Source organism: Klebsiella sp. D5A, from assembly GCF_001620885.1.
Classification (GTDB): domain Bacteria; phylum Pseudomonadota; class Gammaproteobacteria; order Enterobacterales; family Enterobacteriaceae; genus Klebsiella; species Klebsiella variicola.
Map to the genome: position 1 here is coordinate 43,264 of NZ_LOAR01000011.1, position 23,753 is coordinate 67,016.

The 23,753-nt window shown below is 59.6% G+C and carries 18 protein-coding genes; 6 read left to right on the forward strand and 12 right to left on the reverse strand.

Annotated features, from left to right (window positions below):
* Nucleotides 1-28: 28 nt before the first annotated feature.
* Complete coding sequence (gene mqo / locus AS136_RS16960; RefSeq protein WP_224305597.1) at nucleotides 29-1,639, reverse strand: malate dehydrogenase (quinone); 1,611 nt, start codon at nucleotides 1,637-1,639, stop codon at nucleotides 29-31.
* 307 nt (nucleotides 1,640-1,946) lie between these two features.
* Nucleotides 1,947-2,870, reverse strand: coding sequence for an N-acetylmuramic acid 6-phosphate etherase (locus AS136_RS16965; protein WP_063266874.1), 924 nt, complete (start codon nucleotides 2,868-2,870; stop codon nucleotides 1,947-1,949).
* A gap of 372 nt (nucleotides 2,871-3,242) precedes the next feature.
* Between AS136_RS16965 and AS136_RS16970 the strand changes: the two genes are divergently transcribed.
* Together AS136_RS16970 and dcuR are read left to right on the forward strand one after the other, a co-directional pair.
* Nucleotides 3,243-4,859, forward strand: coding sequence for a sensor histidine kinase (locus AS136_RS16970; protein ID WP_012541873.1), 1,617 nt, complete (start codon nucleotides 3,243-3,245; stop codon nucleotides 4,857-4,859).
* Nucleotides 4,856-5,575: a two-component system response regulator DcuR gene (dcuR, locus tag AS136_RS16975; protein WP_008805043.1), complete on the forward strand. Its 720-nt coding sequence runs from the start codon at nucleotides 4,856-4,858 to the stop codon at nucleotides 5,573-5,575. The genes AS136_RS16970 and dcuR overlap by 4 nt, the downstream gene beginning before the upstream one ends.
* Here dcuR and AS136_RS16980 read toward each other — a convergent pair.
* Both AS136_RS16980 and AS136_RS16985 read right to left on the reverse strand, forming a co-directional pair.
* Nucleotides 5,556-6,506, reverse strand: a complete 951-nt coding sequence (locus AS136_RS16980; protein ID WP_022066053.1) for an FAD:protein FMN transferase — start codon at nucleotides 6,504-6,506, stop codon at nucleotides 5,556-5,558. The genes dcuR and AS136_RS16980 overlap by 20 nt on opposite strands.
* A gap of 214 nt (nucleotides 6,507-6,720) precedes the next feature.
* Complete coding sequence (locus tag AS136_RS16985; RefSeq protein WP_008805045.1) at nucleotides 6,721-9,498, reverse strand: flavocytochrome c; 2,778 nt, start codon at nucleotides 9,496-9,498, stop codon at nucleotides 6,721-6,723.
* Between the two features lie 641 nt (nucleotides 9,499-10,139).
* On the opposite strand from AS136_RS16985, the gene AS136_RS16990 reads away from it, so the two are divergent.
* The 3 genes from AS136_RS16990 to AS136_RS17000 all read left to right on the forward strand — a co-directional run bounded on the left by AS136_RS16990 (nucleotide 10,140) and on the right by AS136_RS17000 (nucleotide 15,139).
* Nucleotides 10,140-11,651 carry an anion permease gene (locus tag AS136_RS16990; protein ID WP_012968326.1) on the forward strand — a complete coding sequence of 504 codons (1,512 nt, stop codon included), beginning with the start codon at nucleotides 10,140-10,142 and terminating at the stop codon, nucleotides 11,649-11,651.
* A gap of 54 nt (nucleotides 11,652-11,705) precedes the next feature.
* Nucleotides 11,706-13,358 carry a class I fumarate hydratase FumA gene (gene fumA / locus AS136_RS16995; RefSeq protein WP_023322537.1) on the forward strand — a complete coding sequence of 551 codons (1,653 nt, stop codon included), beginning with the start codon at nucleotides 11,706-11,708 and terminating at the stop codon, nucleotides 13,356-13,358.
* Nucleotides 13,359-13,522: 164 nt separating this feature from the next.
* Complete coding sequence (locus AS136_RS17000) at nucleotides 13,523-15,139, forward strand: mechanosensitive ion channel family protein (protein WP_063266875.1); 1,617 nt, start codon at nucleotides 13,523-13,525, stop codon at nucleotides 15,137-15,139.
* Nucleotides 15,140-16,060: 921 nt separating this feature from the next.
* Here the strand turns inward: AS136_RS17000 and pcaC are convergent.
* Genes pcaC through AS136_RS17030 form a run of 6 tightly spaced genes read right to left on the reverse strand, consistent with a single transcriptional unit; the run spans nucleotide 16,061 to nucleotide 21,125 of the window.
* On the reverse strand, nucleotides 16,061-16,450 hold the full coding sequence (gene pcaC / locus AS136_RS17005; RefSeq protein WP_008805049.1) for a 4-carboxymuconolactone decarboxylase: 390 nt from the start codon (nucleotides 16,448-16,450) through the stop codon (nucleotides 16,061-16,063).
* Nucleotides 16,440-17,207: a 3-oxoadipate enol-lactonase gene (gene pcaD / locus AS136_RS17010; RefSeq protein ID WP_016160947.1), complete on the reverse strand. Its 768-nt coding sequence runs from the start codon at nucleotides 17,205-17,207 to the stop codon at nucleotides 16,440-16,442. Before pcaD ends, pcaC begins: the two co-directional genes overlap by 11 nt.
* Nucleotides 17,197-18,549, reverse strand: a complete 1,353-nt coding sequence (locus AS136_RS17015) for a 3-carboxy-cis,cis-muconate cycloisomerase (protein WP_023297538.1) — start codon at nucleotides 18,547-18,549, stop codon at nucleotides 17,197-17,199. The genes pcaD and AS136_RS17015 overlap by 11 nt, the downstream gene beginning before the upstream one ends.
* Before the next feature lie 9 nt (nucleotides 18,550-18,558).
* Nucleotides 18,559-19,761, reverse strand: coding sequence for a 3-oxoadipyl-CoA thiolase (pcaF, locus tag AS136_RS17020; RefSeq protein WP_008805052.1), 1,203 nt, complete (start codon nucleotides 19,759-19,761; stop codon nucleotides 18,559-18,561).
* Between the two features lie 10 nt (nucleotides 19,762-19,771).
* A complete protein-coding gene (locus AS136_RS17025) occupies nucleotides 19,772-20,428 on the reverse strand; it encodes a 3-oxoacid CoA-transferase subunit B (protein WP_012541879.1) in 657 nt (218 codons plus the stop codon).
* Nucleotides 20,429-20,438: 10 nt separating this feature from the next.
* On the reverse strand, nucleotides 20,439-21,125 hold the full coding sequence (locus AS136_RS17030) for a 3-oxoacid CoA-transferase subunit A (RefSeq protein ID WP_008805054.1): 687 nt from the start codon (nucleotides 21,123-21,125) through the stop codon (nucleotides 20,439-20,441).
* 169 nt (nucleotides 21,126-21,294) lie between these two features.
* Here AS136_RS17030 and AS136_RS17035 point away from each other — a divergent pair, with 169 nt between their 5' ends.
* Nucleotides 21,295-22,101 (forward strand): IclR family transcriptional regulator domain-containing protein, encoded by an 807-nt coding sequence (locus AS136_RS17035; RefSeq protein ID WP_012541880.1) that lies wholly within the window; start codon nucleotides 21,295-21,297, stop codon nucleotides 22,099-22,101.
* On the opposite strand, the gene smrA is transcribed toward AS136_RS17035, so the two are convergent.
* Together smrA and AS136_RS17045 are read right to left on the reverse strand one after the other, a co-directional pair.
* The gene (gene smrA, locus AS136_RS17040; protein ID WP_008805056.1) at nucleotides 22,098-22,661 is read right to left on the reverse strand and encodes a DNA endonuclease SmrA; all 564 of its coding nucleotides are present in this window, start codon (nucleotides 22,659-22,661) and stop codon (nucleotides 22,098-22,100) included. The genes AS136_RS17035 and smrA overlap by 4 nt on opposite strands.
* 101 nt (nucleotides 22,662-22,762) lie before the next feature.
* Nucleotides 22,763-23,671 (reverse strand): LysR family transcriptional regulator, encoded by a 909-nt coding sequence (locus tag AS136_RS17045; protein WP_008805057.1) that lies wholly within the window; start codon nucleotides 23,669-23,671, stop codon nucleotides 22,763-22,765.
* Nucleotides 23,672-23,753 lie beyond the last annotated feature (82 nt).

Genomic DNA, 23,753 nt, shown 5'->3' on the forward strand with positions numbered 1-23,753 from the left:
CCCTTTTGTTCACTGCACGAATGTGCTTTTACAGCGCCATATCGTGCTGCGGCGAGGCGTCGCGCTGCGGTTCAGCCGGTTTGGCGGTCGCGGTTGGCGCAGCCGCTGGCATCTGGATCACCGGCGGCTTAGTCAGCTGCAGCGCCGCGGCGGTGTCATCCCATACCTGCTGGGTCAGCGCCACGTTACCGTTCAGCTTCTGACCGTAGCTCGGCACGATAGCGTGAATACGGCTCTGCCACTCCGGCGAGTTAAACTGCTGCGGGAACATCTGCTTGAGTACGTTCAGGGTGATCGGCGCGGCGGTGGAAGCACCTGGCGATGCGCCGAGCAGCGCAGAAATCGTTTTCTGCTGATCGACCACCACTTCGGTACCGAGCTTCAGAACGCCGCCCTTCTCCGCGTCTTTCTTGATGATCTGCACGCGCTGACCGGCCTGGATCAGTTTCCAGTCTTCTTTACGCGCGTCCGGGTAGTACTCTTTCAGCGCAGCAAAACGGTCATCATCACTGAGCATCACCTGGCTGACGAGATATTTCACCAGATCGAAGTTGTCGAGACCGACGTGGGTCATCGGCAGCACGTTATCGGTGGTGGTGGTGCTGAGCAGGTCAAAGAACGAACCATTTTTCAGGAACTTGGTCGAGAAGGTGGCGAATGGCCCGAACAGCACCACGCGCTTACCGTCGAGGTAACGAGCGTCAAGGTGCGGCACCGACATCGGCGGCGCGCCGACCGAAGCCTGACCGTAGACTTTCTCCAGATGCTGCGCGGTGACCGCCGGGTTCTCGGTCATCAGGAACGAGCCGCCCACCGGGAAACCGGCATAGTTATCCGCTTCCGGAATACCGGTTTTCTGCAGCAGCTTCAGCGCGCCGCCGCCGGCGCCGATAAAGACGTATTTGGCGTCAATAGTCTGCGCGTCCCCGCTCTGCACGTTCTTAATCGTCACGTGCCAGGAGTTGTCGGCATTGCGTTTGAAATCGGTCACCTCGGAGGAGGTTTGCAGGGTGAAGTGGTTATTTTTCTTCAGGCTGCCGATCAGCTGGCGGGTAATTTCGCCGTAGTTGACATCGGTACCCACCGGCGTCCAGGTGGCGGCCACTTTCTGCTGCGGATCGCGACCTTCCATCACCAGCGGCGCCCACTGTTTAATTTGCGCGTGATCGGTGGAGAATTTCATCCCCTGGAATAAGGTGGTCTGCTGCAGCGCGTTATAACGTTTTTGCAGGTAATCCACATTATCGCCCCACACGAAACTCATATGCGGTGTGGAGTTAATAAAGGAGTGCGGGTCGTGCAAAATACCGCGTTTCACCTGTGCCGACCAGAACTGACGGGAAATCATAAACTGTTCGTTAATATCCAGCGCTTTGCTGACGTCAATCGACCCGTCCGCTCGTTCCGGGGTATAGTTCAGCTCCATATTCGCTGAATGGCCGGTACCGGCGTTATTCCAGCCGTTGGAAGATTCCAGGGCCACGCCGTCCAGTTTCTCCACCATGGTCAGGTTCCAGTCCGGCTGCAGCGCCTGCAGCCAGGTGCCGAGCGAGGCGCTCATGATCCCGCCGCCAATCAGCAGGAAGTCGGTTTTTTTCGAGGTATCCGCTTCAGCATGCGTCGCCGCGCTGACGAACATCGCTAATGCGGTAATGGAAATAATCGTTTTTTTCATTGCAGGCATAATAGAATTATCACGTAGCACACGGTAATAAGAGGCAGCATATTAACGCACTTTTACTTTATTTTAAAATATCATTTACACTCTGGCATTTTTAATCAAATAATTATTTAACTTAAAAAAGCAAGGCGAGACATCAAAATGATACCTGGTGAAAAATAAGATCGAAAATTCAGCCTGATTGCTGAGAAAAATAAAAAAGAGAGATTTTTTTAGTTAATAAAGTCCAGGCGCGTACGCCAATCGCGCGCGCCTGGCTGAAGGGTTAATGGGCGGGAGTGGTCGTGCTGCTGCGCTGTGCTTCGCGCAGGGCGAGACGCAGGTGATTGTGATGTTGCATCAGCAGCTCGCGCGCGTGCCAGGCATCCAGCCCGCTGAGCAGCATCAGGATCGCGGTGCGGCAGTGCTGATGGCAGCTGGCCAGTGCCGCTTTTGCTTCACTGCGCGTGCAGTCGGTGGCCGCCATGACAATCGCTATCTGCCGCTCCGCCCAGTGCGAATTGTCAGCCTGCACGTCCACCCGCAGATTGCTGTACACCCGACCGTCACGGATGGCGAGCCCGGTCGTCAGCATGTTGACGATCTGCCGCTGGGCCAGTTGAGCCTTCGGATTGGCTAAGCCTGCCACCGCTTCCGGCCCGGTCTGTGGGGCAATAATGATATCCGCCAGTTGCGCCGCCTCGCTGGCCGCCTGCTGAGTGACGACAGCGATAGGGGCCCCAAGCGACCAGGCGTGGCGCATCGCGCCCCACACCCATGGCGTCTTGCCGCTGACGGTCAACGCCAGCAGCATATCGTGGTTGGAAAAGTCCAGCGACTGCAGTTCAAAGGCGCCCAGGTCATAATGGTTTGCCGCGGTTTCCCGCTCGGCCATCGCCGCCGTCTGCCCACCGGCAATCAGTCCCACCAGCGCGTGTTTGCCTTCCGGTGAATAGTCGCTGACCGCCTCGATGGCCGTCCGGCCTGACGCCCCGGCGCCGATAATGACCAGGCGCCCTCCCCGGCCCATCGTCGCGGTGGCGACATCAATCAGCCGGGCGATGTCCGGCAGGCAGGCGCCGACCGCCTCCGATATCTGCTTATCATCCTGATGCAGCATCGCCAGCATGTCTGCCGTGGCGAGACGATCGATGCGAGTGGTATCCGGGTGACGGCGGGCCTGCATTGCAGCGGTTAGCGAACTGTTCATAACAACCTCCATTTACAACAGAAAAAGCGCATCTCGGCGACATCAGCGGCCTGATGCATATCCTTATATTCATCAGGTCTATTTAACCTCTGCCGCCACTATAAGTGGAATGTTCTGTGCTTTACCGCCGTCGGGGTCACAGTTTACCGTCCCCAACGCTCGTTTACGGGCGATTGTCGGTTATATGAGCAATGCTGTCTTACGTCTCATCTTCGCCGCTCGCCGGCATGGCCAGCCAGAAGGATTGTTGGCAGAGCATGTGAAACGGTTTACGTATCGGCTAAACCGCCTCGATTGGCTTTGATTACACGGCTTTATGAAAACCGTCCTATCGGCGATAATATGCCTTCACTGAATCTATCCGGGATCGTCATGAAGGCATCAGAGCAGCAGCCTCGCGTTCGCCAACGCGCCTTACCGTTAAAGCTGAGCACCGCCGTATCCTTGATGATTGGCAGCGTCATCGGCGCCGTTCTCCTGCTGGTCTATGCCCTGTGGTATATGCAGATCAGCAATGCCACCCGCGACGGTCTGAAAGAGACCGCGCTGGCGGTGGCGCGCACCATGGCCGATATGCCGCAGGTGAAGCGCGGACTGGAGGCGCCCCCGCAGCAGCAGATCATTCAGCCGCTGGCGCAGGCCATCACCCGGCGCAACGACCTACTGTACGCTATCGTCACCGATATGCACGGTATTCGCTATTCGCATCCGGATACCTCTATCATCGGAAAGCGGTTTATCGGCCGGGATATCCTGCCCACGCTGCAGGGAAAAGAGAACGTTGCCATTAACCACGGCGTACTGGCCCCGGCGCTGCGGGTATTCACCCCGGTGTTCAACGACCAGCACCAGCAAATTGGCGTGGTGGTGGTCGGCATTTCGCTGAGTAAAGTGGACGAACAGATCGCCAACAGCCGCTGGGACGTACTGTTGACCATCCTGTTCAGCGCGCTGGTCTGCGCGCTGGGCACCTGGAGCCTGGTACGCGGTCTGAAGCGCGTCCTGCTGGGGCTGGAGCCGCAGGAGATTTCCACCCAGTTTCAACAGCGTCAGGCCATGCTTCACGCCCTGAAGGAGGGCGTCGTTGCCGTCGATGCCCACGGCGAAGTGAATTTGATCAACCCGGCGGCGCAGGAGATCCTCTTTTCCGGCCCGGACAAAACCCTCGCCCACACGCCACTGCTCGCCGACCTGCAGACCGTCTTGCAGAGCGGCGAGCCGATGTACGACCGCGAACTGGGATGCAATGGCCTGTTGCTGATCGGCAATACGGTGCCCATTCGCAGCCAGGAAGCGGTGGTCGGCGCCATCTGTACCTTCCGCGATAAGACCGAGGTGAGCCAGCTGCTGCAGCGGCTGGACGGCATGATGAGCTATGTGGATGCCCTGCGCACCACCTCCCATGAATTTATGAATAAACTGCACGTGATCCTCGGCCTGCTGAATATGAAAAGCTATGGCAAACTCGAGGAATACGTGCTGCAGACCGCCCACCGCTATCAGGCGGACATCGGCGACATTCAGCACCGTATTAAATCCCCGGTGGTGGCGGGCTTCCTGATAAGTAAAATTCAGCGCGCCACCGAGTGCGGCTTTACGCTGACGCTGGCGGAAGAGAGCCAGGTGCCGGATTGCCCGAATGAGAAGCAGGTCACGGTGCTGGTGACGGTGCTGGGCAATCTTATCGAGAACGCGCTGGACGCCATGAGCGGCCAGGCGGAGGGTGAGATCGGCCTGCTGCTGCACTACCAGGACGGCTGGCTAAGCGGTGAAGTGAGCGATGACGGACCGGGGATCCCGGAAAATAATATCGACGCTATCTTTAACAAAGGTTTCTCCACCAAAGGCGAGAATCGTGGCGTCGGGCTGTTTCTCGCCAACCAGCAGCTGCGCGAACTGGGCGGCACCCTCGCCGTCGAGTCGGAACCCGGCGTATTTACCCAATTTTTTGTTCATCTCCCCTGGGATAGTAAAAGGAAACGTGCGTGATAAATGTGTTGATTGTTGACGATGATGCGATGGTGGCCGAACTGAATCGCCTGTACGTGGCAAGAGTTCCCGGCTTTCGTTGCAGCGGGAGCGCTTCGACGCTCAGTCAGGCCCAGGAGATGATTAACGATAAGCAGCGGGAGATCGATCTGGTGCTGCTGGATGTCTACATGCAACAGGACAGCGGGCTGGATCTACTGCCGACCATCCGCGAGTCGGGGCGCGCTATCGATGTCATCATGATCACCTCGGCGGCAGACGCCGCCACGGTGCAGACCGCGATGCATTACGGGGTGGTTGATTACCTGATCAAACCTTTCCAGTTTCCGCGCTTTGAAGAGGCGCTCACCACCTGGCGGGAGAAGCGTAAACTGATGACCGGCCAGCCGTATTACGAACAGGCCGACGTCGACCGTCTGCTGCACGGCGGCGCGCCGGAGGCCAGCGACGCGCGCAAGCTGCCCAAGGGGCTAACCGCGCAAACGCTGCGTACGCTCTGCCAGTGGATTGACGCCCATCCGGACGTTGAATTCTCTACCGATGAGCTGGCGGCGGCCGTAAATATCTCCCGCGTCTCGTGCCGCAAATATCTGATTTGGCTGGCGCAGATCAATATCCTCTACACCACTATCCACTACGGCGCTACCGGGCGACCGGTCTATCGCTACCGCCTGGTCGCCGAACAGTACAGTTTGCTTAAGCAGTACAGTCAATAACCTGATAGCCGCTGTCCAGCGGCGAAAAACGCAGCCGCTGCCGCGATGAGAGAATGATGTCGCGATTTTTGGTGACAAAAATCGCGTCGATATCCTCACGCTGACGCAGCGCTGCGCAGCCCTTCTCTACGCCGAGGCCGAACAGCAGCGTAGTCCAGATATCGCCGTCTAAAGAATCCGTGGAAATCACCGTCACGCTGTCGAGTTCGTTATCCAGCGGATAACCGCTGCGCGGGTCGAGAATATGGTGCCAGCGTTTGCCGTCCTGCTCAAAATAACGTTCATAGGTTCCGGAAGTGACCACCGACTGCCCGTTGATCGTCAGGGAGCCAATCAGCGCCTGCGCGTCGGCAAACGGTTTTTTCAGGCCAATGGTCCATTCGCCGAGGGTATGCACATTGCCGCCGAGATTGATCAGCGCCTTCGCCACCTGCTGCTGACGGAGATAATCGCGCACGCGGTCAGCGATATAGCCTTTGGCGATCGCCCCAAGATCCAACTCCATCCCCGGCTGCTGGAGAAACACACTACAGGTAGTCTCATCGAGGATCACCTCCTGTGGGCGGGTCAGCGCCAGTCGGGCTCTGATATCAGCCGCGTCAGGCACGCTGTGCCCGTGAAAGCCAATTCGCCACAGCTTCACCAGCGGGCCGATGGCAAGATTAAAGGCGCTGTCGCGCACCATGCTGGCGGCTTTGGCGCACTGAATCAGCTGAAAGACCGGGCGACTGACCGTGACCGGATGGCGTCCGGCGGCATGGTTGATATCCATCACCTGCGACTCGGCACGGTTAACGGTAAGCAGATCTTCGTAGCGTTTAATTAACTGAAATACGCGGGAGGCCAGCGCCTCATCGTGGGAATAAAGTTTGAGCAGAATGGGGGACCCCATCAGGACGGCGGAGTAGCTATAGACACGGTTATCGGACATCGGGCTCTCCTTCAGAAGGGATAAGAACCTATCCCAGTAGGCGTAATTGGCGCAGCCAGTTTGAACACGGACAGCGCGCAGAAACCGGAGCGTACACGTAGTACGTGAGGATTTCGAGCACTGCCCAGGTTCAACATGGCAAGCAAAATAGCCCTAATGAGATAGGCTCTAAGCCGGGCGGCAAAAGCACCAGCCCGGCATCAGCAATTACCTGTTATCCTCTGGCACGTTTCGCCGCCTGGTGGCCCGCGAGGGTACCGAAGATGATGATATCCGCGACCGCGTTACCGCCGATGCGGTTGCCGCCGTGGATCCCGCCCACCACTTCACCGGCGGCGTAGGCGCCGTGGATCGGCTGCTGGTCAACGTTCAGCACTTCGCCATCGGTGTTAATGGTCACGCCGCCCATGGTGTGGTGCACCCCGGGGGCGATGCGAATGGCATGGAACGGGCCTTCGTTAATCGGCGCGCGCAGCGCGGTGGTCCGGCCAAACTGTTCATCATGCTGTTTTTCCACTGCCCCGTTGTAACACTCGAGGGTGGCGAGGAAGGCATGGTAATCCATCCCCAGCTTCTCCGCCAGTTCACGCGGGGAGCTGGCGCTGGTGACGAAGCCTTTGGCGATGTACTCATCGGCAGCTTTGTTTTTCGCCCGCACATGCTCGTCAAAGACAATGTACGCATAGTGTTCCGGCAGGGCGATAATCGCCGCCGAGACTTTATCGCGGGTCTCCATTTCGTTAAAGAAGCGGTTCCCCTGCTGGTTAACAAGAATAGCGCCGCCGCCGCGAATCGATTCAGAAATCAGGTACGAAGTCTGCTGTTCGACGGTGGGGTGAATCTGAATTTCGCCCATATCCACGGTGCCAGCGCCGATGCGTTCCAGCAGCGCGATACCGCTCCCGGTCGCCCCTTTGTGGTTGGTGGTCACGAAACCGTCGAGGTCCGGACGATACTTCACCACCATCGCGCTGTTGGCGCTGAAGCCGCCGGTGGCCACTACGATGCTTTTGGTCTGCACTTCGATGACTTCTTTTTCGTCGTTGACCAGACGTACACCGCTCACCTCATCCCCGCTCATCAGGATCTCTTCCACCGAGGTATCCAGCAGGACGTCGATGCCGCGTTTGGTGATGTTGCGCACCAGGCCGCTAATCAGATAGCCGCCGACCGCAGATCCGTCGCGCGGACGGTGGGTACGGTCAATGCTCATCCCGCCGGTGGTGGTGATGTCGTTGAGCATAATGCCGCGGTCCGCCAGCCACTCAATGGCTTGCGGCGCATTCTCCACGAAGCGACGCAGCAGCTGCGGGTTGTTTTTGTTGTGGCCGCCCTTCAGGGTTTCCTGATAGAACAACTCTTTACTGTCCTGAATACCTTTGACCCGCTGGAAGCGAGTTTCCGCGGCGTTCATCCCGGCGGAAGCCTTGATGGTGTTGCCGCCAATGGTCGGCATTTTTTCGACGATCAGGACGCTGGCGCCTTCGTCGTGAGCCTGAATGGCTGCCGCCAGGCCGGCGCCGCCGCTGCCGACCACCACCACGTCATAACTTTTCGGCGCGGCGTCATTGCCGCCCTCTTCCGCTGCCAGCGCTTTGCTGGATTTCAGCATCGCTTTAGCGACCGCTTTTTTCACCGCTTCGCTCTGGCTGGTAGCACCGGAAATGGCGTCCACGTGCGGGGTGTTGGCGGTCAGAATACGTTCGCGGATCTCTTCGAAGCTGGTGGTGAACTCGACGGTCTGCACTGGGCTCGCCGCCAGTTCAATATCGGCAATATGATCATTTTCGAGGCTAACGTTGATCACCAGTTCATTGGCGTCATCCTGAACGGTTTCAACAAACATCCCCGGCTTAAATTTAGCGTCGCCCATGCTCATGTCGCGGATCATCGCTTCCACCAGCGAGAAGCGCCACAGCGGTTCCGGAATATGCAGCGCCTCGCGCTGGGTGCTGTCGATAAACAGCTCCAGCTCTTCACCGGCGGCGATGCGTGCCGCCCAGTCCGGATAGGCGATGCAGGCGCGGCCCACGGCGATCAGGTCATAACCGTGATCGAGGCCCAGCTCGGCATCAGCAACGTTCACCACCCCGCCGACGCCCATCACCGGCACCTGGGCCAGGGTTTCAGAGCGCATCGCGCAGTATTTCTCGATCAGCGGTGTCGGATCGCTGGTATCGACGATAGAGGGACGCAGGGTCGCGCCCACCGAGAAGTGCAGATAATCGACACCGCGGGCGGCCAGCTTTTCCAGCAGATACATGGTGTCGTCGAAGCGGATCCCCGGGACCTCCATCTCTTCCGGCGAGAAGCGATAGCCGATGATAAAGGCATCGTCAGCGTACTGGCGGGCCATTTTGTGGGTGATGTCGAGGACCGCCAGCGGGAAACGAGCGCGATTGTCGCGGCTACCGCCCCACTCGTCGTCGCGCTGGTTGGAGTTCGGCGAATAGAACTGCTGGATAAGGTAGGTGTTGGCGCCGTGAATTTCGACGCCGTCGAAGCCGGCGAGAATGGCGCGGCGGACGCCGTCGCCAAACTTGGCGATCATCCCCTCCACTTCTTCTCCGCTCAGCGCCCGCGGCATCGCGGCGCCCTCACGCGGCGCGGCAATAGCGCTTGGCGCCACCGGCTGGCGCCCCCCGATCAGCTGCGGGTCGACCATGCGTCCGCCGTGATAGATCTGCAGAATCGCTTTTGAACCTTGCGCTTTGATCGCCTCGGCGATTTTCGCCAGGCCGGCAATTTTTTCATCATTATCGATGCCGATCGCGCCCGGGAAGGCCAGGCCGTAGTCATCAATAAAGCAGCACTCGACAATAATGGTGCCGATGCTGCCGGCGCGAGCGCGATAGTACTCCACCAGCTCGCTGGTGACAGTCCCATCGAAATAACCGGTGCAGGTGGTCATCGGCGCCATGAGCAAACGGTTTTTCAGCTCCGTACCATTTGGTAAAGTAAATGGCTGCAGAATTCGTTCGTTACTGGTCATAAGTTACGCTCCAGATTTTAAAATATTAAAAACTCAGAATGGGGTGACGGAATCATTAATGGTTTTGGTTTTTTAATTCCTGTTGTCATGCCAATAATATAGCGTGTTTTTTAGTTACTAAATCAATTACGTTAGTTATAAAACTATTTAACCCCAACAATAACATCGCTACCTCTATTGTATTATTAAAATAATAAATAGCATTTACATAATACAAATGCACGATAACATTTTAGATACTTATGTTAACATTCAAAACGATCTGGAATTTCAATAAAAGCATTTACTTTCATGCTGTTACGAAAATAATGGATAAATTCAGCATTAAATGTTCATTTTTATTTTAACATTTATCGATATTTTAGCCAAATTAACACCTCATCATATAGGGTTATACTGATAATAAAAAAATAGTGAAATCACCTGCTTTTCTTGATCTCGATCAATTGCAACGGCCATTGAAAGCGCAATATATAAATAACCAAGAAATTTAATTTAACGCCCAGACAAACGCGTTAAATAAACGCCCTGACGATACTCAGAAACGAAAAATAAAAACTAAAGTAACTTTTGTAATTAAAGAAATCACTGAGCATGTCGCTGGCGTAAACGCTATTTTCAACAACTTGCAGATACTCATTATGAAAGAGAAAAAGACAACCATACCGCCTGCCGGTGCAGTCAATCCAACGACTGCGACTAAAAAACGTCTCCTGATGATGGCGCTGCCGATTATCGTCGCTGTGCTGTTACTGTTTGTTCCCGTCCCCGATGGCCTGCCGCCGTACGCCTGGCACTACTTCGCCATCTTCGTCGGGGTGATCGTCGGGTTAATTTTTGAACCGCTGCCTGGCGCCGTTATCGGCATCACCGGCGTGGTGGTGATCGCCCTCTGTAGCCAGTGGCTGTTGTTCAGCCCGGAACAGATGGCCGCCCCGAGCTTCAAGCTGGCCGGCGCCTCCTTTAAATGGGCGGTGAGCGGCTTCGGCAACTCCACGGTCTGGCTTATCTTCGGCGCGTTCATGTTCGCCGCCGGCTACGATAAAACCCAGTTTGGCCGCCGCCTGGCGCTGATTCTGGTGAAATATCTTGGCCGTCGCAGCCTGACGCTGGGCTACGCCATCACCTTCGCTGACCTGTTGCTGGCGCCGTTTACGCCGTCTAACACCGCGCGCAGCGGCGGTACCATCTACCCGATTATTGCCAACCTGCCGCCGCTGTACGGTTCAAAACCAAACGACCCGAGCGCGCGTAAAATCGGTTCCTATCTGATGTGGGTGGCGATCACCGCCGCCTGTATCACCAGCTCGATGTTCCTGTCAGCGCTGGCACCGAACCTGCTGGCCCTGGCGCTGGTAAAAAGCATCGTCGGTATCAACATCTCGTGGGGGACCTGGTTCATCGCCTTCCTGCCGCTCGGTGTCCTGCTGATCCTGACTATGCCGCTGCTGGCTTACTGGTTCTATCCGCCGGAAGTGAAAATCAATAATGAAGTGCCGCTGTGGGCCGCGCGTGAGCTGGAAAAACTGGGCAAACTGTCGCGCAATGAAATTCTGCTGCTGGTGTTCGTCTGCTTCGCGCTGATGATGTGGATCTTCGCCGCCGACTGGATTGAACCGGCGCTGGCCGCCCTGCTGGTTATCGTGCTGATGCTGTGGACCGGCGTGCTCTCCTGGAGCGACATCACCAACAACAAAGCGGCGTGGAACACCTTTGTCTGGTTTGCCACCCTGGTGGCGCTGGCCGACGGCCTCTCCTCCACCGGTTTCATCGCCTGGCTGGGTAAAGAGGGCGGCGCGCTGATGGGCGGTATCTCCCCAGGCGTGGCGACCATCGTCCTGCTGCTGGCGTTCTACCTGCTGCACTACCTGTTTGCCAGCACCACCGCGCACACCACTGCCCTGCTGCCGGCCATGCTGACTATTGCGGCCACCATTCCGGGTATGAATATGGAAGTGTTCGTCCTGCTGATGGTCACCTCGCTGGGCGTGATGGGGATTATCACCCCGTACGGTACTGGCCCAAGCCCAATCTACTACGGCAGCGGCTACCTGCCGACCAAAGACTACTGGCGCCTCGGCACCATCTTTGGCGCCATCTTCCTGGCCGCCCTGCTGCTGATTGGCTATCCGTGGATGTCCATGATGTTCTGATTCATAACCGCCGGGACCACCCCGGCGGTTTTTATCTTTATGGAGTAAGTGACTATGTCGACTAAACCGTTTGTTTATCAGGATCCGTTCCCGCTGGCGCACGACGATACCGAATACTATCTGCTCAGCAAAGAGCACGTCTCTGTCGCCGAATTTGACGGCCAGCCGGTTCTGAAAGTAGAGCCGCAGGCGCTGACCCTGCTCGCCCAGCAGGCCTTCCACGACGCCGCCTTTATGCTGCGCGTCTCCCATCAGCAGCAGGTCGCCTCGATTCTGCTCGACCCGGAAGCTAGCGAAAACGACAAATACGTGGCGCTGCAGTTCCTGCGCAACTCCGAAATCGCCGCCAAAGGTATTCTGCCGACCTGTCAGGATACCGGCACCGCCATCATCATGGGTAAAAAAGGCCAGCGCGTCTGGACCGGCGGTGGCGATGAAGCTGCCCTGGCGCAGGGCGTTTACAACACCTATACCGAAGATAACCTGCGTTACTCACAGAACGCGCCGCTGGATATGTATAAAGAGGTCAACACCGGCACCAACCTGCCGGCGCAGATCGATCTCTACAGCGTCGACGGTGACGAATATAAATTCCTGTGCATGGCGAAAGGCGGCGGTTCCGCCAATAAAACCTATCTCTATCAGGAAACCAAAGCGCTGATCACTCCGGCGAAGCTGAAAAACTATCTGGTCGAGAAGATGCGTACCCTCGGGACCGCCGCCTGCCCGCCATACCATATCGCGTTTGTGATCGGCGGCACCTCGGCAGAAGCGACGCTGAAGACCGTGAAGCTGGCCTCCACCCGCTACTACGACGGCCTGCCGACCGAAGGCAACGAGCACGGTCAGGCGTTTCGCGACGTCCAGCTGGAGCAGGAGCTGCTGCAGGAAGCGCAGAACCTCGGCCTCGGCGCGCAGTTTGGCGGGAAATACTTCGCTCACGATATCCGGGTGATCCGTCTGCCGCGCCACGGCGCCTCCTGCCCGATCGGCATGGGCGTCTCCTGCTCCGCCGACCGCAACATCAAAGCGAAAATCAACCGCGACGGCATCTGGATCGAGAAGCTGGAGAGCAATCCGGGGAAATATATCCCTGAACATCTGCGTCAGCAGGGTGAAGGCAATGTCGTCAGCATCAACCTGAATCAGCCGATGAGCGAAATCCTGGCGCAACTGTCGGCGCACCCGGTCTCCACGCGCCTGAGCCTCAACGGCACCATCATCGTGGCCCGCGACATCGCCCACGCCAAGCTGAAGGAGCTTATCGATAACGGCGAGGCGCTGCCGCAGTACGTCAAAGACCATCCGATCTACTACGCCGGCCCGGCCAAGACCCCGGCTGGCTATGCCTCCGGCTCCCTCGGCCCAACCACCGCTGGCCGCATGGACTCTTACGTCGATCTGCTGCAGTCCCACGGCGCCAGCATGGTAATGCTGGCCAAAGGCAACCGCAGCCAGCAGGTGACCGACGCCTGTCACAAACACGGCGGCTTCTACCTCGGCAGCATTGGCGGCCCGGCAGCAGTGCTCGCCCAGCAGAGCATTAAGAGCCTCGAGTGCGTGGCCTATCCGGAACTGGGGATGGAAGCTATCTGGAAAATCGAAGTGGAAGATTTCCCGGCGTTTATTCTGGTTGATGATAAAGGTAACGACTTCTTCCAGCAGATCCAGAATAAGCAGTGTGCCGGCTGTCAACAGCACGGCTAACGCTCACTTCTGACGCTGATATCAGGCCGTCGCCGTTTGGGCGACGGCTTTTTTTATGCCCACGCCGCGCCAGCTTGAATTCATTTCGCGCCAGGCTATGCTCAACTACAAGCCGTCCGTTGTTTGCTGAAAAATAACAATAATTCTCTTTCTCAGGTGCCTCTATGAACAGGATGAGCGTGGTGATCCTCTGGGCGCTGGCGCTGCTGGTGCTAAAGCCGGCGCTGGCTGCCGAACCGCGACAGCAGCCGACCGCCCGCGAGCAGGCACGCACAGTCACGATTTTCCATCAACCTGTCGTCATGTTGCAGGCTACTTTCGGCCAGACCACGCCCGAAGAGCGCGTCCTGCGTACCCGCAGCGCCTTACGCGCCTTTACTGAAGAGGATATTCGCCAACAGCTGCGGGTCGTTGCGGTCAACCGCTATGGTCAGCCGGGCCGGCTGTTTCTGATGAACGGCAAACCGGTGCTGCTGCTGAGCCAGGCGGATCTCGATGAGGGCGATGATTTAACCCTCGACCAGGCGGCCCAGCGGGTGCTGGCGCGAATGGAGGCCCAGCGCACCAGCCTGCAGGAACAGTTCAACGACCGTTATCTGCTGCTTTCAGCCGGCAAAGCGCTGGCCGGAGGGCTGCTGCTGGCGCTGTTTTACTACGGCGCCTTCCGCGCCTGGCGGCGGGTGCGGCGCTTTTTCCTGCTGCGGATCCTTGAAAAACGCAGCGCCATCCCGCAGCACTGGCGGCGCTATCTCGGCAATATTGAAGTTCGACTCTATGTTATGCTGGTCATTCTCGTCGGCATGCTGGCCAGTTATCTCTGGCTGAGCTGGGCCTTCAGCCTGTTTCCCTGGACACGGGTGTGGAGTGAATCGCTGGGTGACTGGTCGCTGGGCGTGATCCGCGATCTCTCCCTGTCGATTGTCGCCTCCCTGCCGGGGCTGATGATCGTGGTGCTTATTTTCCTGATCACCTGGCTCATCATTCGCCTGGTGAAAGTGGCTCTCGACCAGGTCGCCGCCGGCCGCATTCAGGTGCCGGGCATCCATCCGGAAACCGTCAGCGCCACCCGCCGGTTGATCTCGGTGGTCATCTGGCTGTTTGCCCTGTCCGCCGCCTACCCGTTCCTCCCCGGCGCCAACTCCCTCGCCTTCAAAGGCATTAGCGTGTTCTTCGGCCTGATGCTGACTCTCGGGTCGACCGGGGTGATGACCCATGCGATGAGCGGCCTGGTGCTGATCTACTCCCGGGCGCTGCGCAAAGGCGACTGGATCCGCCTCGCCGACAATGAGGGACAGGTCAGCGAGATTGGCGTGCTGGCGACCAAGATCCTCACCCGTGAGAATTACATTGTCACCGTCCCGAACGCCGTGGTGGTGAGCGGGAAAATTATTAATCTCAGCGCCGAGAGCACCGACGGCGGGTTCAATCTCACCACCAGCGTCACCATCGGCTACGATACGCCGTGGCGTCAGGTGCATGCGCTGCTGGAGCTGGCGGCAAGACGCACCCCTGGGGTGGATCAACAAATCGCCCCGATAGTTCGCAAGCTGGGGTTGCTTGACTGGTACACCGCGTATGAGCTGCAGGTGCGCTTGCTCCCCACAACTAAGCTGCCGGATGGCCGCAACGCGTTGCATAGCAGTATTATTGATGTGTTTAACGAATTCGGCGTGCAGATTATGTCGCCGAACTTTGTGATGCAGCCCAAGGCGGCGGTGGTGGTGCCGCAGGAGGCCTGGTACGCCGCCCCAGCCGTCGCGCCGCAGGAGCCTGAGAAATAAGGGCTAATATAGCGGCATTTCCGCCGGGTGGCGGCTTCACCGCTGAGCAAGAACAGCCAGCGCAGAGCCGCGTTTGTGCCGGGCGGTGGTTAACGCCTTGCCCGGCCTACGGATCGTGCGACCTGTCACTCATTTACCCACTTGCGCGACTGAAACTGCCGGTGCTGGCGGCCTCAAAATCGCTGTGACGTTCCCGGAAGGCCGGGGCAGCCTGCAGGGATAAGTCGAAGGGACCGCGCAGCGGCGATTTTGCTGGCCGAAGCCCGGGGGTACAGGGGGCGGCGGCGACTGGCCGCCCCCTGTGCGCTCCCGGTGCCATAAGAGACATAACGCAGAAGATCAACCGGGAGCGCAATCTGCCCGGAACTAACATAGAGGTTGTCGCCCTGCCAAACGTTGTGGCTCTGCCAAACATAGTGCGAACAGGGACATTTCCGGTTGTGCCGTGATTTCGCCGGGTGGCGGCTGCGCCTTACCCGGCCAGGGGTTCGTGCGCCCTGCCGTTAATTTATTCACCGTTGTTGCTGAAACTGCCGGTGCTGGCGGCCTCAAAATCGCTGAGACGTTCCCGGAAGGCCGGGGCAGCCCGCATGGATGCGGGCTGAGGGCCGTGTTTTGCAGGGACGCTGCCTCGGCCCGACCCGCAGCCTGCAGGGATAAGTCGAAGGGACCGCGCAGCGGCGATTTTGCTGGCCGGAGCCCGGGGGTACAGGGGGCGGCGGCGACTGGCNGGCGCCATAAGAGACATAACGCAGAAGATCAACCGGGAGCGCAATCTGCCCGGAATTAACATAGAAGTTGTAGCCCTGCCAAACATAGTACGAACAGGGACATTTCCGGTTGTGCCGTGATTTCGCCGGATGGCGGCTGCGCCTTACCCGGCCTACAACGACTGCCGGGCAATCCGACTCGGACGACGACTCAACCCTGCGCGGCGTCGATGTCGTCAAACACCTGCTGCGCCAGATGCATCGTGGCATTCGCCGCCGGCAGCCCACAGTACAGCGCAGAGTGCATGATCAACTCTTTCAGCTCATCGCGGGTGACCCCGTTGTTAAACGACGCGCGCAGATGCATCTTCAGCTCCGCCTCGCGATTGAGAGCAATCAGCATGGCAATGGTGATCATGCTGCGGGTGTGGTGGTCGAGCCCCGGACGGGTCCAGGTCTCACCCCAGGCGTAGCGGGTGATAAAGTCCTGAAACTCGTCATTCAACGGCGTCAGATGCTGCAGGGTACGGTCGACGTGGGCGTCGCCCAATACTTTGCGCCGTACCGTCATTCCGTCCTGATAGCGCTGTTTATCCTCCATGGCGTTCCCCCTGGAAAAAGCTTAGCAGCGCCGAAGTAAAGCTTTTCGGCGCCTCAATGTTTGACAGATGCGATGCCGCCAGCACCACCACCTGGGAAGAGGGGATCTGCTGCTGCAGGAAACTGGCGTCACTGACCGTAGTGACAGGGTCACTTTCACCGGCGATAATTAATGTCGGCAGCGGGATCTGCCCCACTTCGCCCCGCAGGTCGGCGGCGGCCAGCGCCTCGCAGCAGGCGGCATAGCCTTCGACGTCGGTATGGGTTAACTGGTGGCATAGCGCCTCCACCACCTCCGGCGCCTTCTGGCGAAACGCATGAGTGAACCAGCGATCCGCCGCCCCGGCGGCCACCACCGCCATTCCCTCCTGGCGTACCGCCCGCGCCCGCGACAGCCAGCTGGCCTGATCGCCAATGCGCGCCGCGGTGTTGGCAACGGCCAGACCATAAAAACGTTCTGGCGCAAAGCGTCCCAGCCACAGGCCGGTCAGACCGCCCATCGAGATCCCGCAGAACCAGGCGCGGTCGATATTCAGGTGATCGAGCAGCGCAATCACATCTTCCCCCAGCTGGGCGAGGGTCACTTTGCCATTTTTCGTCGTATTACCGTGACCGTGGGTGTCATAGCGCAGCACCCGAAAATGGGCGGTTAACGCCTCGATCTGCGGCTGCCACATCGCCCGGGTGGTGCCCAGCGAGTTGGAGAGGACGATAACCGGCGCGCCCTCCGGCCCGTCGAGTTGATAATCAAGATTCATCACGTTGCTCCTGATAACGCGCCAGTACCTGGCGCACAAAGCGTTCGGCGCTGCCGGTCGCCGTTGCCGGGTCCAGCAGCGTGGTTAAGCGTTCACGAGAGAGATACTGACTGACCTGTGGGTCAGCCGCGAGCAGATCGACCAGCGGAGAGTGACGGTCCAGCGCCTGACGGCACAGCGCCTCGATATGATGATGCGCCTCGGCTTTGCCGATGAATTCCGCCAGCGCCAGGGTCACCGCCTCGGCCATGATCAGCCCGTGGGTGATATCGAGATCGGCACGCATTTTCTGCGGGAAGACCTGCATATCGCGCACCAGCGCTTCACTTTGCGCCAGCGCCCCGCCCACCAGAGTAATCAGATCCGGCAGCGTCTCCCACTCCGCCTGCCAGCCGCCCAGCGCCCGCTCGTGCTGCTGGAGCTGGCTGGCGTAGAGGGTCGCCATCAGCCCCGGCGTACGCTGGGCGGCGGTCAGGATCGCCGCGCAGGCCACCGGATTGCGCTTATGCGGCATCGTCGATGAGCCGCCGCGGCCTTCCGCCACCGGCTCGCCGACCTCAGCCACTTCGGTCTGCATCAGCAGGGAGAAGTCGTTAGCGAATTTCCCCAGGGTACCGCAGACACCGGCAAACCAGGCGCCCGCCTCCAGCAGCCGATCGCGCTGGCTGTGCCACGGGGTATCCGGCAGCGACAAACCGAGGATCTGCGCCAGCGCCTGGCCAACCGCCGGCCCTTTCTCTTTTAGCGCGTCCAGAGTGCCCGCGGCGCCGCCAAACTGCAGCACCAGCAGCCGCGGACGCATCTCGCGCAGCCGCTGCTGCCAGCGCAGGAGCGCGTCGAGGGTGCCCGCCAGCTTCAGGCCAAAGGTCACCGGCAGCGCATGCTGCATCCAGGTCCGACCCGGCATAACAGTATCGCGATAACGATCCGCCTGGAGAGCCAGGGCAGCCAACAGCTGCTCAAGCAAGGTCTCAGCGGCATCCAGCGCCCCGCGCAGCTGGAGCACCAGTCCGGTGTCGATGGCGTCCTGACTGGTGGCGCCCCAGTGGACGTAACGCGCAGCCTCGGGATCCCGCGCTTTTACCTGTACCGTCAGCTGTTTCACCAGCGGGATCGCCAGGTTACCGGCCCCCACCGCCGCCTCGCCCAGCGCGGCAAAATCGATGGTCTCGTGGCGGCAGGCCGCGACAATCGGCCCGACCGCTTCCGGCGGCACCATCCCGCAGACGGCCTGCGCCTGCGCCAGCGCCGCTTCAAAATCCATCATGCCCTGCACCCGCTGCGCGTCGCTGAACCAGTCGGTCAGCGGACTGCTGCGCAGCATTGGGGTCAACAAACTCATTCTGGCTCCTTAAACACGTTCAATAATCAGGGCGATCCCCTGTCCGACGCCGATGCACATGGTGCACAGGGCGTAGCGGCCGCCGGTCCGTTTCAGCTGATAAGCCGCGGTCATCGCCAGCCGGCCGCCGGAGGCACCGAGCGGGTGGCCCAGCGCGATCGCCCCGCCGTTAGGGTTCACGTGGGCGGCATCATCCGGTAAGCCCAGATCACGGGTCACCGCCAGCGCCTGAGCGGCGAAGGCTTCATTCAGTTCGATGACATCCATCTGGGCTAATGTCAGGCCGGTCTGCGCCAGCACCTTACGCACCGCGGGCGCCGGGCCAAAGCCCATGATCCGCGGCGCAACACCCGCCGTCGCCACGCCGACCACCCGGGCCAGCGGTTGAAGATCGTGAGCCGCCAGCGCCGTCTCGCTGGCCAGCAGCAGCGCACAGGCGCCATCGTTAACGCCGGAGGCGTTACCGGCGGTGACGCTGCCGTCGGCGCGCACCACGCCGCGCAGTTTAGCCAGCGCCTCCAGCGAGGTACTGCGCGGGTGCTCATCGCGGCTAAACAGCAGTGGCTCGCCTTTACGCTGCGGCACCTGGACGGCGATCAGCTCATCGGCGAAACGCCCCGCCTCCTGCGCCGCGGCGGTACGCAGTTGACTGCGTAAGGCGAACGCGTCCTGATCGGCACGGGAAATGGCAAACTCATCGGCGACGTTTTCCGCCGTCTCCGGCATGGAATGCACGCCGTACAGGGCTTTCATCTGCGGGTTAATAAAGCGCCAGCCGATGGTGGTATCCTCCATCTGCATGCTGCGGCTAAAGGCGCTCTCTGCTTTCCCCATCACAAACGGCGCGCGGGACATGCTCTCCACGCCACCGGCGATCATCAGCTGCGTCTCGCCGCTTTTAATCGCCCGCGCCGCGACGCCGATCGCATCGAGGCTGGAACCGCACAGGCGGTTGATGGTGCTCCCGGGCACGCTCTCCGGCAGCCCGGCCAGCAGCAGCGCCATCCGCGCCACGTTGCGGTTATCTTCCCCGGCCTGGTTGGCGCAGCCAAAGATCACATCGTCAATGCGCGAGGGATCCAGTCCCGGGTTACGCTCCAGCAGGGCTTTTAATGGCAGCGCCGCGAGGTCGTCGGCGCGCATCGTCGCCAGGGTACCACCGAAACGGCCAAAGGGTGTACGTACCGCATCACAGATAAATGCCTGATTCATCATAGGTTCCTTACGCGCTTTCCGCCAGTTGTTCAAAGGTCAGCGCCACCGGAGTGATGCGCTGCAGCTCTTCAAAAGAGAGACCGTTAAAGATTTCACGTACCACCGGGCCGCGGTCGGTGATGTCGATCACCGCCAGGTCGGTATAGATCCGGCTGACGCAGCCGACGCCGGTCAGCGGGTAGCTGCACTGCGCCACCAGCTTGCACTCGCCGTCACGGGTCAGGTGGTCCATCATCACGAACACCTGGCGGGCGCCGATGGCCAGATCCATCGCCCCGCCAACGGCCGGGATCGCATCCGGCGCACCGGTGCTCCAGTTCGCGAGGTCGCCGCTGGCGGAGACCTGATAGGCCCCCAGCACGCAGATATCGAGATGGCCGCCGCGCATCATGGCGAAGGAGTCGCCGTGGTGGAAATAGCAGCCGCCCTGCAGGAGGGTGACATACTCTTTACCGGCATTGATCAGCTCGGGATCTTCTTCCCCGGGCTGCGGTTTCGGCCCCATCCCCAACAGGCCGTTTTCGCTGTGCAGGAACACTTCTTTGTCGGCGGGCAGGTAATTGGCAATGCGGGTCGGCAGGCCGATGCCGAGGTTGACGTAAGCGCCTTCGGGAATATCGCGGGCCACGCGCTGGGCCATTTCGTCACGGGTCAGTTTTTGCATCTCGGGCTCCTCAGGCGCGTTGTGCGGCAGTCAGGTTTTCCAGCGAGAAGACTCGCTGGACGAAAATGCCGGGGGTGATGATGTGTTCCGGGTCGAGGTCGCCCAGCGGCACCAGCTGCGAGACCTCGACGATGGTGGTTTTCGCCGCCGTCGCCATGATCGGGCCAAAGTTGCGCGCCGCCTTGCGATAGACCAGGTTGCCCCAGCGGTCGCCCTGATGGGCCTTAATCAGCGCGAAATCGGCTTTAATCGGATATTCCAGTACGTAATGGCGACCATCGATTTCCCGCGTCTCCTTGCCTTCCGCCAGCGGTGTGCCGTAGCCGGTGGGGGTAAACACTGCCCCCAGCCCGGCGCCAGCCGCCTGGATCCGCGCCGCGAGGTTACCCTGCGGCACCAGCTCCAGCTCCACTTTGCCGCGGCGATAGAGGTCATCGAAAATCTGGGAATCCACCTGGCGCGGGAAGGAGCAGATCATCTTGCGTACTCGCCCGGCTTTCAGCAGCGCCGCGAGACCCACTTCCCCGTTGCCGGCGTTGTTATTAATGATGGTCAGGTCACGGGCGCCCTGGTCAATCAGGGCGTCAATCAGAAAGGTCGGCTGGCCGGCGGGACCAAAGCCGCCGATCATAATAGTCGCCCCGTCGTGGATCCCGGCGATGGCCTCGCTCAGCGTCGATACGCTTTTATCAATCATCAGGTCGCTCCAGTGATGTGCGGTAATCGCACTTTTATTCGTTGTTCGCACAAAATGTGACCCGCTTAACGATGTCGGTCAAGGGCGATAATCGAAATATGGTGCGATAATCGAACATCGGTTATCTTTAGCGAAAGAATGTGATCGATGGCAAATATGGGGAACAGAAATGGACAAGCATCCAGACGATTTACTGACCGGCGACGGCGATCCGTTTAAGGGCGATCCTAACTTTATGGCCTCCCTGGCGCGCGGCCTGGAGGTGATTCAGGCGTTCACGCCGCAGCGGCCCCTGCTGTCTATCTCGCAGATCAGCCAGAAGACCGGCATTCCGCGCGCGGCGGTGCGCCGCTGCCTGTATACCCTGAGCAAGCTGGGGTTCGTGTATGCCGAAGACGGTAAGAATTTCCAGCTGCGACCGCGGATCCTGGCGCTGGGCCACGCCTGGCTGGCCTCGACGCCGCTGGCGCGTTCGGCGCAGCCGGTGCTGCGACATCTGAGCGAAATGCTCAACGAGTCCTGCTCCATCGCCACCCTCGACGGGGACGATATTCTGTATATCGCCCGCGCCTCCAGCTCGCGGATTATGACCATCGACCTGGATATCGGCAGCCGCCTTCCGGCCTGGGCGACCTCGATGGGCCGGGTGCTGCTCAGCCATCAGCCGGAGGAGAAGCTCAACGACATGCTGGCTCGGGTGACCATGATCCGCTACACCCCGCAGACGGTGGATTCGGTGGCGAAGCTGCGCACAGAACTGAAACGGGTGCATCAGCAGGGGTATGCCCTCAACGACCAGGAGCTGGAGATGGGCCTGCGCTCCCTCGCGGTACCGCTGTTTAACGCTCAGGGGCAGGTCCAGGCGGCGCTGAACGTTGGGGTGCATGCGGGCCAGATGTCGGCCCGCGAGATGATCGATCGCGTGCTGCCGGAGCTGCAAAAAGCCGCCCGCGAGCTGACGCTGCTTCTGCGCTAACGACTGCGCTTGGCGTGCTGCTCCCAGGTCTCCTGCTTCGCCTCGGCCGATTTACGCAGCGCGACATAGCAGGCGCCGCTGCCGCCATGATGTGGAAGCGCGGCGCAGAAGGCCTGCACCTCCGGCAGCTCTTCCAGCCAGCGCGCCAGATAGCTGCGGATAATATTGGCGTGGGACTGGTCGTCGCGGCCTTTGCCGTGAACGATCAGCACATTACGTAACCCCTCTTTCTGCGCCTGCACCATAAAGGCGAAGAGCATCTGTCGGCACTGTTCCACCGGCTGGCGCAGCAGGGAGAGGCTCGCCTGCTGGCTGTATTTCCCCCGCCGCAGCTTATCCAGCACGCCGCTCTGCAGCCCTTCACGCTTAAACTCCAGCGGCGTGGCGAGCGGCACGATATCGAGATAGCCGGTGGTGAGAAAATTATCCAGTTGCAGGGTATCGACACGCTGCGGGGCCCGGCTGTTGCGCCCGGGATGCCAGTGTACGTCATTTTTACGTTTCAGAGGCTGGACATCTTCCATGGCGTCAAGAAACAGGGATTTGTCATCAAGGTTCATGGGCTCTCCTCCAGCGGCTGTCGCCAGCTACTATAGCCGCCCGGCGCTCCCCCCTCAACGCGTTTAGCCGCGTTCGCTGGCAAAGTGAGCGCGACGGGCGATTAAGGAAACAATTGTCGGCTTTGGCGGCGAAACAGCGTGATTAACGACGCCGTTAATGGCGTCTGCCGGGTATCGCGCCGCTGGATCAGATAATAGGTGGCCGTCGGCAAGACGTCGCGGACAGGGATCATCACCAGCTTGTCCGCCATCAGCGGATCGTTGCCGAGCTCCACCGGCAGGATGCTGAGAAAATCACTTTTCACCACCAGGCTAATGCACGACGAGAAGGTTTCGCAAACAATATCTACCTTAGGCGCTAACCCGGCCTGATTAAGCCGGTCCTGCAGCTGTTTAAAGTAGCTGCCGCGCGGCGTCGGCATGGTCCAGTGGTGATCCATCAACTCCCCCAGCGAGGTGGCCTGCGCCGCCGGATGTCCCGCGCGGGCAAACACCGCGAACGGTTTCTCAAACAGTTTCTCAAAGCTGAACTCATGGTCGTACGGCCCGGGGTAATAGGTATTGATGGTGAAATCCAGCTCTCCCTGGCGCAGCTCATTGATCATCGCCAACAGCTGGCCCTCCATGATCCGCACCTTTACCTGCGGATGCTGCTGATGAAAGCGACAGATCACCGACGGCATCAGCGACCGGGCGACGCTGGCGCCAAGGCCAATATTAATTTGCCCGGCCTGCTCGCCCTGACGCTGCAGCAGTTCGTCCTGCGCCGCCCGCAGCTCCTCAAGGATCAAGCTCGCATGTTGGTAAAAGCTTTCGCCGTTTTCGGTCAGCGCCACCCCCTGACTGCGGCGCACGAACAGCTGGGCGGAAAGCCCCTCCTCCAGCTCTTTAATCGCTTTGGTCAGGGCCGGCTGCGAGACCGCCAGCGCCCGGCTGGCACCGCGAATACTCCCTTCCCGGGCCACTTCGACGAAGGCGCGGATATGATGAAATTTAATCTGAAATGCCATGCTTTCGGTGATAACCATTGTTTATCAGACAGAAGAAATTCACATCTACTGTAATCCATCAGGCTGTGGCAGGTTAAGTGGG